Source organism: Sinomicrobium endophyticum (assembly GCF_052983315.1).
Genome location: NZ_JBRKIS010000025.1, coordinates 62,522 through 76,246 on the forward strand (window position 1 = coordinate 62,522; position 13,725 = coordinate 76,246).

The 13,725-nt window shown below is 44.7% G+C and carries 14 protein-coding genes; 1 reads left to right on the forward strand and 13 read right to left on the reverse strand.

Annotated features, from left to right (window positions below):
• Positions 1-137: 137 nt before the first annotated feature.
• The 10 genes from nusA to ACVBDU_RS08980 all read right to left on the reverse strand — a co-directional run bounded on the left by nusA (position 138) and on the right by ACVBDU_RS08980 (position 10,173).
• Positions 138-1,370 (reverse strand): transcription termination factor NusA, encoded by a 1,233-nt coding sequence (nusA, locus tag ACVBDU_RS08935; protein ID WP_447179403.1) that lies wholly within the window; start codon positions 1,368-1,370, stop codon positions 138-140.
• A 16-nt stretch (positions 1,371-1,386) separates the two neighbouring features.
• Positions 1,387-1,851, reverse strand: coding sequence for a ribosome assembly cofactor RimP (gene rimP / locus ACVBDU_RS08940; protein WP_447179404.1), 465 nt, complete (start codon positions 1,849-1,851; stop codon positions 1,387-1,389).
• Between the two features lie 193 nt (positions 1,852-2,044).
• Positions 2,045-2,803, reverse strand: a complete 759-nt coding sequence (locus tag ACVBDU_RS08945) for a LytR/AlgR family response regulator transcription factor (RefSeq protein ID WP_447179405.1) — start codon at positions 2,801-2,803, stop codon at positions 2,045-2,047.
• Between the two features lie 28 nt (positions 2,804-2,831).
• Positions 2,832-3,890 carry a sensor histidine kinase gene (locus ACVBDU_RS08950; protein ID WP_447179406.1) on the reverse strand — a complete coding sequence of 353 codons (1,059 nt, stop codon included), beginning with the start codon at positions 3,888-3,890 and terminating at the stop codon, positions 2,832-2,834.
• Positions 3,891-3,988: 98 nt separating this feature from the next.
• Positions 3,989-4,249 (reverse strand): hypothetical protein, encoded by a 261-nt coding sequence (locus tag ACVBDU_RS08955; RefSeq protein ID WP_447179407.1) that lies wholly within the window; start codon positions 4,247-4,249, stop codon positions 3,989-3,991.
• An 11-nt stretch (positions 4,250-4,260) separates the two neighbouring features.
• Positions 4,261-6,624, reverse strand: coding sequence for a TonB-dependent receptor (locus tag ACVBDU_RS08960; protein ID WP_447179408.1), 2,364 nt, complete (start codon positions 6,622-6,624; stop codon positions 4,261-4,263).
• Between the two features lie 110 nt (positions 6,625-6,734).
• A complete protein-coding gene (gene budA / locus ACVBDU_RS08965) occupies positions 6,735-7,670 on the reverse strand; it encodes an acetolactate decarboxylase (protein WP_447179409.1) in 936 nt (311 codons plus the stop codon).
• A 6-nt stretch (positions 7,671-7,676) separates the two neighbouring features.
• Positions 7,677-8,363, reverse strand: a complete 687-nt coding sequence (locus tag ACVBDU_RS08970; RefSeq protein WP_447179410.1) for a putative quinol monooxygenase — start codon at positions 8,361-8,363, stop codon at positions 7,677-7,679.
• Between the two features lie 18 nt (positions 8,364-8,381).
• On the reverse strand, positions 8,382-8,984 hold the full coding sequence (locus ACVBDU_RS08975; RefSeq protein WP_447179411.1) for a short chain dehydrogenase: 603 nt from the start codon (positions 8,982-8,984) through the stop codon (positions 8,382-8,384).
• Positions 8,985-9,171: 187 nt separating this feature from the next.
• A complete protein-coding gene (locus ACVBDU_RS08980; RefSeq protein WP_447179412.1) occupies positions 9,172-10,173 on the reverse strand; it encodes an aldo/keto reductase in 1,002 nt (333 codons plus the stop codon).
• A gap of 287 nt (positions 10,174-10,460) precedes the next feature.
• Between ACVBDU_RS08980 and ACVBDU_RS08985 the strand changes: the two genes are divergently transcribed.
• On the forward strand, positions 10,461-11,033 hold the full coding sequence (locus ACVBDU_RS08985) for a DNA-3-methyladenine glycosylase I (RefSeq protein ID WP_447179413.1): 573 nt from the start codon (positions 10,461-10,463) through the stop codon (positions 11,031-11,033).
• 119 nt (positions 11,034-11,152) lie between these two features.
• On the opposite strand, the gene aat is transcribed toward ACVBDU_RS08985, so the two are convergent.
• From aat to ACVBDU_RS09000, 3 genes are all read right to left on the reverse strand, one after another.
• Positions 11,153-11,803 carry a leucyl/phenylalanyl-tRNA--protein transferase gene (aat, locus tag ACVBDU_RS08990; protein WP_447179414.1) on the reverse strand — a complete coding sequence of 217 codons (651 nt, stop codon included), beginning with the start codon at positions 11,801-11,803 and terminating at the stop codon, positions 11,153-11,155.
• A gap of 538 nt (positions 11,804-12,341) precedes the next feature.
• A complete protein-coding gene (locus tag ACVBDU_RS08995; protein ID WP_447179415.1) occupies positions 12,342-12,719 on the reverse strand; it encodes a DUF3127 domain-containing protein in 378 nt (125 codons plus the stop codon).
• Between the two features lie 46 nt (positions 12,720-12,765).
• A complete protein-coding gene (locus ACVBDU_RS09000) occupies positions 12,766-13,674 on the reverse strand; it encodes a flavin reductase family protein (RefSeq protein ID WP_447179416.1) in 909 nt (302 codons plus the stop codon).
• Positions 13,675-13,725 lie beyond the last annotated feature (51 nt).

Here is a 13,725-nt window from a genome sequence, read left to right on the forward strand (position 1 = left end):
AAATTTTATTCTGAACTTTATTATGGTCTTTTCACCTTTTCAAACGGAAAACGATTCTGCTTTTACACCAGGATACCTTGTTTAGTATAACCAAATAGTTTTAAAAATGCAACCACATAAGTGGTTTTTCCAATCTTTTAGTCCTCGAATTCTTCTTTCAATATTCGTTTTACCTCCAAAATGGTCTCTTCTTCCAGATCGGTTCGTTTTATAAGGTCTTCCACATCCTCGTCAAGTACACTCCTCGCGGTGTCCAGTCCTATTTTTTTGAATTCGCCGATAATCCAATCTTCTATTTCATCGGAGAACTCGGTAAGTTCCACATCTTCTTCCACTCCTTCGCGGAACACATCTATTTCATACCCGGTAAGGAAGCCTGCAAGCCGGATGTTATACCCTCCTTTTCCTATAGCTTTGGAAACTTCTTCCGGTTTGAGTATTACCTCAGCCCTTTTGGTTCCTTCATCTATAGAAATTGACGTTACCCTGGCCGGGCTAAGCGCCCTGCTGATGAACAATTGAGGGTTGCTGGTAAAATTAATTACATCAATATTTTCGTTTCCGAGTTCCCGGACAATACCGTGTATCCTGGACCCTTTCATTCCCACACATGCTCCTACCGGATCAATCCTGTCATCATAAGAATCTACAGCAACTTTGGCTTTTTCTCCGGGTATCCTCACTACTTTTTTAATGGTAATCAGTCCGTCAAACACTTCGGGGATCTCCTGCTCAAACAGTTTTTCCAAAAAATCCGGAGACGTCCTGGACATGATTATGGCGGGTTTATTCCCTTTCAGCTCCACGTTTTCTATGATCCCTCTTACGTTTTCTCCTTTCCGGAAAAAGTCGGACGGGATCTGTTTTTCTTTCGGAAGAACTATTTCATTTCCCTCATCATCCAGCAAAATAACGGCTTTATGTCGAATATGATGCACTTCTGCCGTATAAATTTCACCTATCAGGTCCTTAAATTGCTTGTAAATGGTCGTATTGTCATGTTCGTGTATCTTGGAAATAAGGTTTTGACGCAGCGCTAAAATAGCCCTTCTTCCCAGATCTATCAGCTTTACTTCTTCGGAAACATCTTCTCCAACTTCAAAATCGGGCTCTATCTTTCGTGCAGCCGTCAATGAGATTTCCTGGTTAGGGTCCTCTACTTCACCATCGGCAACCACCACCCTGTTCCTCCATATTTCAAGGTCTCCCTTATCGGGGTTGATGATGATATCGAAGTTATCGTCAGAACCGAATTTTTTCTTCAGCGCATTTCTGAAAACTTCTTCCAAAATCGCCATCAGCGTTACACGATCTATGAGTTTATCATCTTTAAACTCAGAAAATGAGTCGATCAATGCAAGATTTTCCATGTCAAAAACTTAATAATTAAAATATTATCATCACTTTAGCCTCGGCAATATCCGAAAAAAGGATCTCTTTTTCTATGGTCACCGTTCTCTTTCCTTTGCCTACCGGCTTAGGTTCGCGTTGTTTCCACTGTAACTTTATACCTTCTTCGGTAACTCCTTCCAGATCCCCTTCCAGGGTTTCTCCGGATATGGTTTTCACCTTTAGCTTCCTGCCTATGTTTTTATTGTATTGTCTTTGGTGCCCTATAGGCTCGGCAGCTCCCGGAGAGGTCACTTCCAGAGAAAAGTCCGTCTCATCCCTGTCCAACTGGTGCTCTACATGCCTGCTCACCAATATACAATCATTGAGAGAAACACCGGCATCACCATCTATAACTACCTTAATTTTATTGTCGGGCGAAATAGAGAAGTCTATTAAAAAAAGGGACTCGTGCTCGGCAAATACCTCGGTAAGAAGCTCTTCAACTCTTTCCTTTAACATCAATAATTTTTATAAAAAGAGGGGACTCAAGTCCCCTCCGAAATAGTTTTTTCTCTTTCTTCGCCGCAAATATACAACTTTTGCTTTATAAATAACAATTGAAACCCAATAAATTACCACATCTCAAAAAGGCGGATACGGAAGAAAGTCTGCAAACCCGGTATTCCGGTAACCATAACCATCCTCAAAAACACTATTTGCCCAGCCATTCTTTAAAGTCCACGACCCTATCCCTGCTCACCACAACGGAAGTACCGAACTTCGGGTTCAGGGACAGGATGAGCCTTCCGTTGAAGTAATTCTCAATGGAGCGGATAGACTCCACACATACGATCATCTTGCGGTTTACACGAAAGAAATCCCGCGGATTTATCCGGCGTTCTATCTCTTCGAGGTTCAGATCTATAACACACCTGTCCCCTTCTTTATGACGGATAAAATTAACGCCTTCTTCGGCATAGAAATAAGCGATATTCCTAACGGGTATATATTGAAGGGCACTGCCTTGTTTTACCAGGAAACGCTCCCGATAACGGGGCGACTGTAATGCCTGTTGCAGCATGGAAACAGTATCTTCCGGAAGCAAGGGAAAAATCGTTCGCAGGTCGTTGTACTTGTCCAGAGCCCGCTTCAATGCTTCGGTATCTATGGGCTTTAACAGATAATCCACACTGTTTACCTCAAAAGCCCGGAGCGCGTACTGGTCAAAAGCCGTTGTAAATATAACCGGGGCACGGACCTTTACTTTCCTGAAGATATCAAAGCAAAGTCCGTCCGCCAGTTGTATATCCATAAAAATAAGCCCCGGCATACCAAATTCCCGAAGCCATACGACAGCCGAATCCACGGAATCTATAACATCTGCTACCTCCATATCCTTCCGAAGGATGGCCACCAGTTTAATCAGCCTTTCTGCCGCTGGTTTTTCATCTTCTATGATCAGTACTTTCACATGGTTCGGTTTTAATTGTCAATATGGGTCATCTTTCGGGCATGATGTCTATCAACGGAAGAAAAACGACAAAAGAGGTTGTACTTACCAGAATGTCCACAGGTTTTCCCGTTATGATCCGGTACCTGTTCTCTATATTCTTCAGGCCAATCCCCGTAGAGGTCTCCTCCTGTTTTTTCCGCTGTAAATTATTTTGCACGAAAAGCTGTCCCGCCTCATCTACCCCTACTTTTATACGCAGGGGATGCCTGGTGGAGATCTCGTTATGTTTTATGGCATTTTCAAACAGTATCTGAAGCGCCAACGGAACGATATGATATTTTCTATACACCTCATCCACCTGAATGTCTACCTGAAAATTATCCCCGAAACGCTCCTTGATCAGATGAATATAAGATTGCAAAAATTCCAGCTCTTCTTCCAACGGAATTAAAGGTTCGTCCCTGATTTCCAGAATATACCTGTAAACTTCCGATATCTTTTTCACAAATGCTTCCGCCCTGGAGGTGTCCTCCGGGATCAGATGTGCCAGTGTATTCAGGCTGTTGAACAGAAAGTGCGGGTTTACCTGGTTTTTTAACCCTTCTAATTGCGACTGCATATTGTCTTTGGCCAGTTGCGCCTTCTCTGTCTGGGAACGTTGTAACAGGCTGTAAAACCGGATGGCTTCGTAAACCGTAGTGATCAGAAAAACCAAAAGCAGTACGATCATGGTTTCCTTGACGGAATGGTTTTTTTCTATTCCTGTCATATTCTGGATAAACGGGTTTAGCGTATATTTTAATATCCACTTGACTGATACATAGGTAAGTAACACCAGCACGATCTGGATCATCACCCGTTGAACGATCTGTTCCTGCCTGGGCCATTGCCGCATGCACTGTAACATTAAAAAGCGAAATACAAACCAGAATATCGTGGTATTGACCAGTGAACCCGGGTAATAGTATATCCAGACCCCTATTCCTTTTTCAGCAAGGACATCCCCGAAGACCAACCCTATGACAATTGCACTTACCAGGGGAATGCCCAAAAGGAGCATCCACCGGTCATCGAATCCCATAATAGACTTGGATCTTTTAAACATTTTTACAGCAATCTGCATACATCTTCACTAATGTACGGGCAACACAAAGTTAACAAGTTTCCCGGATTGTATTCTGTGTTCCCGTTACGTAAGTTTTGCTATTCTTCATCCGGAAATAATTCGCTCTGCACCTTCAGAATGGCCAGTACTGCAATGACCATCTTCACATCCGGCGGCGGCCCTTCCATGCGAAGTATTTTGTCTTTGTCTTCCAGGTCAAAATTTATCCGGTGTTCCGGAAAATGACAGGACAACACCTCTACACACTCTTCTGCTATGGTCTCTTCCCCGACATTGGTCACAAATATTTCGACAACGGACAGAGAAGTCTCTTTCACAAATACCTGTTTTTGGTTCATTTTACTGTGCTTTAAAACTGTATCCTGTAGAGAATATCCGGAAAAAAACCTCTTTGGTACAGGGTATTTATGGTCCCGGAAGATTCGTTATACCGTTGTAAAAAGATGTTGTCGCGATTGGTAATGTTCTGGAAATCCAGGTAGAATTGCTGGGAAAGTTTACCTTTTTTACTGTTCCACTGAAAACCCACTTTTATATCCAGCCTTAAATAAGGGGAAAACCTTTCGGAATAGGCTATCTCATCGAATTTAACCTCCCTGCCGGCTGCCATACTCCCCTCCAGGTCTATCGGTGTATAATACCGGCCCCCGGCGGTGGTGAACTTCATGTCAACATTAAAAATATTTCTTTTACCTTTTCCCACCAAAAATTCCTTACCGGCCAGAAAATTAAGGATATACCTATTGTTAAACGCGGTATTTCTACTTATCCCGTCGCTTCCTTCGTAACCGGAATCATACCAGGAACCTGTAAACAGGCCATAGTATCCTTTTGAAAAGAATTTTTCCAGGGTCAGTTCCACCCCATAGTTCCTCCCTGATCCTTCGTTGACCAGATAATCATTGTCCGGAAAACCAAAATCGTCGCCTACATTCAACAGGGAAAAGCTGCTGGAAAAAGGATCTACCGGCACCTTGCGAAGGTCCTGGTAATATACTTCCGCTTTCACGCGCCAATCGGCGGACAATTGCAGGTCATAACCCAGTACATAATGCAGGCTTTGTAAAAAACCCAGGTCTGTATTGGACTGTACACTTTGCCCTTCATCATCCACGGATTCGAGAAGGTAAACGGGCAGAGGCAGCATCTGGTGATGCACCCCGAAACCGGCAGTAAAAGACTGGTTGGGACGGAAACGCCATTTCAGGGACAATCTCGGCTCTACAACAAAATCCTCATTTTCATTAAGGTACTGCATATGAACTCCCGTATTCAGTTCCCAGCGATCGTTAAACTTATACCTGGACTGTACATAGGCCTGGTACAATGCCATAGTACCATCAAAATCACGCAATGTCCGTTGTTGCCCGTTCTCCGTATCCCAGGCATAGGTATCCAGGGCATACAACTCCGCTACAACTCCACCCCGAAAGGTATGCTTTGCACTAAACTTACTGTTGACATAGGTAGAAAAGGTATACCTGGTATTGTTATCATCGACCTCTTCGGACAGGGTCCTGCTTCCGTCATCATTCACCTGGTCAATACTTACCTGGGTACCGGTACCCGACACTGCAAGGCTGGTCTTTAAATAAGTGTTCTCGCTAAAGGCAAAATGATGATTCAGTCCTATCACCCCCAGACGGGAGTCCACATCGGCATCTTCATTCTGATTGGCAAAGAAATCGTCTTCTTCCACGTCGTCGGCATCGAAAAAGACATCACTGGTACCTCCTATACCAAAGAGCGTAAAGCGTCCGAATTTACCGTACCCGGTATCTACTTTAAAGGAAAGGTCATTATAATTGGGATTTGCCGTCGTACCTACTTCAAGCCCCATATTCTGGGCCAGTTCCACAAAACTCTGCCGGTAAGAAACCACAAAAGACCCCCCGTTCTTTTTGAACAACGGACCTTCTATCATGGCTTCCAGTCCGCTGAAGGCTGCCAACTGCGCTGTGGCTTCCAGGCGGTCCCGGTTACCATTGCGGAAGCGTATATCGAATACCCCGGCATTGGCATTGCCGTATTCTGCCGGGAAAGCGCCTGTCAAAAAATCGGAATTGGACAACAGGTTGGTGTTAAGCGCACTTACAGGCCCTCCTGTAGTTCCCAGGGTAGAAAAATGATTCGGATTGGGAATCGGGATGCCTTCCAGTCGCCACAGCACCCCTATAGGAGAATTTCCCCGGATCACCAGGTCATTCCTGGAATCGTTATTGATATTCACCCCGGCATAATTGGCCGCCATCCGCGATGCGTCATTGGCCGCGCCGGAAAAACGGGTAACTTCCTCCAGGGAAAATGACCTGGCACTGACTGCCGCCATTTCGTTACGGGGCCTTCCTTTTTGTTCTCCGGAAGTTACTACAACTTCGTCCATTTGTACGATCGACTCTTCCAGGGAAGAATTCATCACTACTTCCTTACCTGCCGTTACCCTTACGCTAGGTATGGTAGCGGAAGTATACCCCATATAACTGATCCGGATATCATGTCTTCCGAGCGGCACACCTTCAATACGAAAATATCCATCCATATCGGTCACCACCCCCAGCACGGGACTGACCGTAAGCACTTCTATCGTTGCTCCCATCAATGGCATTTCGGTTTGCCTGTCCATAATCCTGCCTTTTACGGTTTGGCTTACGGATTGTGCGGAGACAACGGAAACCAGGAATATAAAAATGAGAGAGAAAATGGTTGTTTTCATGGTTTTTCCCGGCAAGTTGATGTCTCACACTTCAACTCACAAGCTGATTTCCATGAATTGTAGCTAAACAAACATGAACCGGAATATAGAGAGATGAACCGAATTACGTTTTATTCTATTTCCTCTATTTCCTTTTTCCGGTCTTTCTGCAGGTTGGCCCGGAGAAATTCCTCATCACCGGGAGATTGCACCACAAACCCGGAAGCCTTGTCTATTTCTACATAAAGGCTGTCGGCAACAAAATCGAGTACATGTCCGCCCGAGGTCTCATCTCCCGAAAGATAATGCAGGTGAAAACCGGGAACATTCACCCTGCCCATATAGGCAGGAAGACAAAACCCGACTCCTGTTCCTTCGGTATGTTCCAAATTGAACTCGTATTGGTGTTCCTTCAGATGTTCTGTCAGCGGCGGATAAGGCTTTTTTCCGGGGGCCGGGGCCCTGGCCAGCACTTCGGGAAAAACACCGGATATACGGATAGCATACATTTCGTTGCGGTTCAGTACCGATTGTAAACGGGACTTGAACTCCTCATAATCCATCCCTTTTTGCTCCAGGGTAAATGTGGTATCTGCCTGAAAATGTTTTACAAAAGCTACGGGTATCTTATCCGAATCCGGCACTCTATGTACGCTTCCGTCGTAACGTATTTTATACACTTTCCCCTCGTTCATATACAATTCTCCGTCCATACCATTAAATCCACCTACCCCGATACTTCCTTTTTTCCGCAGTTCACCAACGGACAGGTCCCCGTCGTATACCCCGGCTAGCAGGGCATCGATAATGGAATACTGGTACAGGTAATCCGGGTATTCTTCGTTGTTATCCCGAACTATTGTACTTTCCGTAGCTTCCGTCTTTTCGGCGGTAGTACAGCCTGCAATATACGCCAGGCACCCTGTAAGCAGAAATAGTACTGCCCTGCAATATGATCTTCTCATTGGTGTCACCAAATCATTCAGATCCTTTACAGCCCCGGCCCTGTCTTCTATTACCTCCTTGTTGAAACGGATAACTATGGCTTTATTTTGTTCTGTTGTCATAGTACATTAAACCACCAAGGTAACAAAATGAAGGCTTTCTTCTACGGGTTTCTCAAGAATCTCTTCAAACAGCGCAAACAGTTCCGTGGTATATGGTTGTTCGAAATGGGTGTCCAGGTCCGCCCTGCTTTCCCACCGTTCGTAGAGCACAAATGTTTTCGGGGCGTCTTTCACGGAATGGATGTGGAAAGCTACGCAACCGGGTTCGGGGCGACTGTTTTGAGCGGAATACCCGAATTGTCGTATAAACCTTTCCTGTTCGCCTTCTTTCACATTAAATATCACAAAAAGATCTGTTGCTTCCTGCGGATCCCGGGGCGCCCTCCCGTAATGTACCGGGGATATGGGGGCAAGATCGTTCAGGAACAAAATGTCCATGGGAGCGGTCAACGCTTTTTCGCCAAGTTCCAGGACCGCTTTGGTATAGGGTTTTTCGAAATGAGCATCGAGGGCCTCCTGGTTCTTCCAGCGTTCGAACAGGAAATACACATCCGGATTTTCCCTGGCGCGATACAGGTGCATGGAGAGGTTACCCTCTTCGTTCCGTGCCTGTACCACGTCTTCCCGGAGCAGTTTTTCCAGTGCTTCCCGGTATTCGGGTTTGGCGTGAAAAGTGACGAGCATGGCAAATTCCGTCCGCAAAGCTTCTTCGCGGATATCGGATGTTGTTACGGATGAACTGGTATGTGTCATTGTTTTGTAGGTTTAGTGTTATTCATAAACCCGGAGGACCTCCCCGGTGTTATTATTTTCAATAGCGTTTACATAGGCATTCGCAATCTTTTCCATGCTTACGGGTTTTAAGCCCGGAAAGAGATGACCGAAATCCTTTGCAGAATCCTCCACCATTCCGGGACTTACCACATTGACCCGGAGACCTCTTTCCAGTTCTATTGCTGCGGACAGCACAAAACTGTGCAGGGCGCCGCTTATCAGTCCTCCACCGGTTACTCCTTTGGCTGGCCTGTCGGCAAAAATCCCGGAAGTGAGGATAAAACAGCCGTTGTCGTTCAAGTAGTGTTGTCCGGTAAGTACCATGTTTACTTGCCCCAGCAATTTGCCCTTCATATTGATGAGCAGGTCCATTTCCGTCAGGGTACTGAAATTATCCATCGCTCCCGAAGCCGCCGTACATATGCAGGCATCAAGGGATTTTATTTCCTCGTACATTTGCTGTATGGATTTTTTGGAGGTAATATCCACACGGACATCTCCGCTGTTTCGTCCTGCCGTAATGATCTCGTGTTTTCCCGAAAGGGTTTCTGTAATTTTTTTTCCTATAGTGCCGTTGGCTCCTATAATCAGTATCTTCATTAAAGGTTTTTGTGTTTAAATGAACTTATTAATGTAGCATTCCTGTAATTTATCCATCCCGTTTATTACGGCGGGAAAAGCCGTACATATACTGTTTATGAGAAAGTATCCATGCGGATGCCTGTTAGGACACCCCTGTTTTCACCTCGAAGCCTTTTTCCAACAAAAACCGCTATCTGTCAAAACATTAATTGTTCACCAGTTTCATTGCGCCTTCGGCATAGCGGTCACCCAACACCTTTATGTTATCGGAAAGCTCCGTAACGGCTCTGAGCTCTTCTTCCGAAAATGTCACATCTGCCGCGGCAGCATTTTCTTCGAGGTATTTGACCTTCTTGGTGCCAGGGATCGGGATAATATCTTCTCCCTGGTGAAGCAACCATGCTATGGCCAGTTGTGCCGGCGTACAGTTTTTGCCTTTTGCTATTTCTCCCAGTTTATCTACCAGTTTTTTGTTATGCATAAAGCTTTCTTCCTGGAAACGGGGCAGGTTTTTCCTGTAATCTTCTTCTCCTGCCGGGATATCTTTTAAAGTCCCGGTGAGCATTCCCCTTCCGAGCGGACTATACGGCACCAGGGTAATTCCCAGTTCCCGGCAAACCGGCAGGATATCCTTTTCCAGATCGCGTGTAAAGAGTGAATATTCACTTTGCAGCGCCGTGATGGGATGTTCGGCAAAGGCTTTTTTCAGGGAAGCGGCGGAAGCCTCAGAGAGTCCCAGGTAGCGCACTTTTCCTTCCTTAACCAGGTCGGCCATAGCGCCTACGGTTTCCTCTATGGGCACATTCGGGTCTACACGGTGGCTGTAGTAGAGGTCTATAGTTTCTATATTCAACCTTTTTAAACTAGCCTCGCACGCTTGTTTCACATACTCCGGGCTGCCGTCAAAATACGTTCCGGGCGTACCGCTGAATCCGGTGCTGTTTTCTTTTTGACGAAAGCCGAATTTTGTGGCTATGAATATCTTATCCCGGTGCGGCGCCAGTACTTCAGATATAAGCGTTTCGTTATGCCCCATACCGTACATATCTGCCGTATCCCAGAAATTCACACCGATATCCAGGGCGTGTTTCAGTGTTTCCACAGATTGTTTGTCATCTCGGGGACCGTAAGCAAAACTCATTCCCATACAACCGAGCCCGATAGCAGACAGTTTTTCTCCTGTTTTTCCAAGTGTTCTGTAATTCATGTTATATGTTTTAGATTTGTACTTCAAAGATATCCCGGAAAGGAAGTTGACGGGTTTCCATATTCAAACCAAAAATTATAAAATTCAAACCATATCATCCCAAATATTTAAAAAAACACGGAAAAAAACTTCAATTACTTTTGTTGTATATCAACACAATACATACAAAAAGGCGTTTTTAGCGGGTATACAAATAAAACGATCTCTTGCACACTGCTGGTTTATACGGCAAACAAAAGCTTTTTACTTTTTACCGGAATACATATCTTAGCATAAACCCTTATATTATGGAAAAACATCGATGTGGTTGGTGCGTGGGAGATCCGCTTTACGAAAAATATCACGATGAGGAATGGGGAATGCCCGTATATGACGATGCCACTTTATTTGAATTCCTGATCCTGGAAACTTTCCAGGCGGGACTGAGCTGGATAACGATTCTGCGCAAACGCGAAAATTTCAGAAAGGCACTGGATAACTTTGATTACCGGAAGATAGCGAATTACAAGGAAGACAAAATCCTGGAACTTTTGACAAACGAAGGGATTATACGCAACAAATTAAAGATACGTGCCACGGTAAGCAATGCCCTGGCCTTTATAAAAGTGCAGCAAGAGTTTGGCAGCTTCAGCAATTATATATGGGGTTTTACGGAAGGGAAACCGATCCGGAACAAACTTCCCGACTATCGCCATGCCCCTGCCAACACCCCGCTCTCGGACCAGATCAGTAAAGACATGAAGAAACGCGGCTTTAAATTTGTAGGATCTACGGTAATCTACGCTCATATGCAGGCTACAGGAATGGTTAACGACCATGAGGTGCATTGTTTCCGTTATCCCGAAGTGCAACAGATATAGAAGAAGGAGAACTTCCAAATAAACTTTTAACGGAAAAATAAGTATTTGACTCCCATTTGTTTTTAATATCCTGTTTCTTTGTGCCTGCTTTGCGGCACGGATCGAAAGAAGTCCGGGATTTAACCTTCGCTGTTATTGTTTTCCAGGATTTGCATAAAGGCACCCCTGGTTATTTCCCTTGCTCCCAGGCTGGCAAGATGCGATGTATATACCTGGCAATCCAAAAGCTTATATTTTTCCTTTTTCAGTTTTTCTACCAGGGTAATAAAACCCGCTTTGGAGGCATTACTCTTCCTGGAAAACATGCTCTCTCCACAAAATACATTCCCCAGGTCTATACCATAAAGCCCCCCTGCCAGTGTTTTTCCCTGCCATACTTCTACGGATTTTGCATGCCCAAGGGTATGTAAATGGCAATATGCCTCTATCATATCGTCGGTTATCCACGTATCGTCCTGCCCCGTTCGTTTTATTTCGGCGCAAGCCCGGATAACGGAACGAAAATCCTGATTAAAGGTAACGGTAAAAACCTCCCTGTCCAGTATTTTCCGCATACTTTTGGACACTTTTAATTCCTCCGGAAAAAGCACCATCCTCGGATCGGGACTCCACCACAATATGGGGCCATCCTTATCGAACCAGGGAAAAATACCGCTCCGGTATGCCAGCATGAGACGTTCCGCCGAAAGGTCGCCGCCAATGGCAATGAAACCGTCCTCGGATGCCAGGGAAACCGGGGGAAAAACTATTTTTTTATCCAGAAAAAACATAGGAAAACACTTCTACACTATTTTTATTCGTTAAAAAAATAAAAACCTTTTTGATTTTACAAATTTTTTATTCATATTTGTCATGTCTTTGTGAGCATTTATTTTTCATCATTGCTTTTTGAGTTTGTCACAAAGGCAAAACCTAAAACCACAACATTAAGTCCCGATACAACCTGTCGGGACTTTTTATTTGTCCGTAAGTCTGCGCTGCTATTTTTTCGCCACAAATCCCGCAACCAAACGTTAATATTCAGCAAACCCTGGAGCTTGCCATACAGCTTTTACCCCATGATGAAATGGAACTTTTTGAAAACCTGGTAGAAGCCTCCGGCGGAATACATGAACTTCTGAAAGACTAATCATATCTTACGCTCACCACAATAATGGCAATATCCAATACGCAAAGACAACAGATTGGCTTTGGTTGCCCTTTATCTACTTTCTGTATACTGTGTCTAATGGTCCGTTGCACTATAAAACACCAAATCCCGGGCTTGCAAGCCCGGGATTTAGTATTACGATATACGGCTACCTCCGGTTAAAAAGGCAGGTCGTCGTGTTCTTCTTCATTAAAATCATTGGCAGGCTCAAATGCATCGGCCGGCGGCACCTGGGGCATTCCGGGAGATGGCTGTTCGGCCTGTACGTTTTCTATACGCCATCCCTGGATAGAATTGAAATATTTGGTTTCTCCTTGCGGGTTTACCCATTCTCTTCCTCTAAGGTTAATTCCTATTTTTACCTCTTGCCCCACCTGAAAACTATTGAGCAGATCGCATTTGTCCTGAACAAATTCTACCAGGATATGTTGCGGGTATTGTTCTTCTGTAGTTACCACCACTTCACGCTTTCTGAACCCGTTACTACCATAAGATTTCGTTTCGTCAATAAGCTTGATTCTTCCTTGAACTTCCATAATTAAACTCTCTTTTATCGTTGTTTCACCTGTATTACGTATCTGTTTACTTTTTAGGAACGTGCTGTTCTATATTTTCCTTCCGTTCGGCCAGCAAGAGTTTCCAGGCCGATTGTACGTCGTTTTCTTTTAAATATTTCTGTGCCTTTTTGTGTATCTTGTTTTCGTCATCCGAACTCAACAGCCCTTTTATTTCCACCGAATCCCTCACAAAGTCCTCTATCTCTTCTGTGGAAGGCAGTTGTTCTACGTTGCCCAGCATACCGAGGTCATTGCCGGTAAGCACTTTGCTTTTCCGGATAGTTTCCGGAACCTGGTCTACACCTATACCGAGGGTTGCCAGAGGTTTCGGTATCTCAAAGAAACCATCTCTTGCCCTGGAATAATAGTTTCCTCCTGCCCGTGCCACCAAATCAATTTTATGCTGGTCTATCTGTCCTTCATCGTTCATTACCGCTTCATGGACATGCATTTTCAGCACTTCGCATATAATAAGGTTTCCGGCACCTCCTTCTTTGCCAAGCTCCACGATCTCTTTTACCCTGCACTCAAACTGTGCGGGAGATTCGGCTACCCGGAACGGTTTTACCAGATCGGAAGGAAGCATGGTAAGTCCTGCTTTTACAAACTCATTGACCCCTTCCGGATATTCGGTACTGGACAATGATGCCTGTTGTACCATAGCATAATTCACTACATTGATCACCACTTCTTCGGTAGCCCAGGCATTTTCCAGGGTATGCTTGGTGGTGTTGTCGCGCACCCTCCTGCTCGGAGAAAAAATAAGGACCGGCGGATTGGAACCGAACACATTAAAAAAACTGAAGGGAGACAAATTAGGGTTCCCTTCCGCATCTACGGTACTGGCAAACGCTATAGGCCTGGGAGCCACTGCACCAAGTAGCAATCCGTGAAATTTTGCCGTGGAAACATCTTTGGGCTCTATGGAATACATACCTCGTTTTATAAACACAAAAGTAATTAAACCTATAGATATATAAAATCT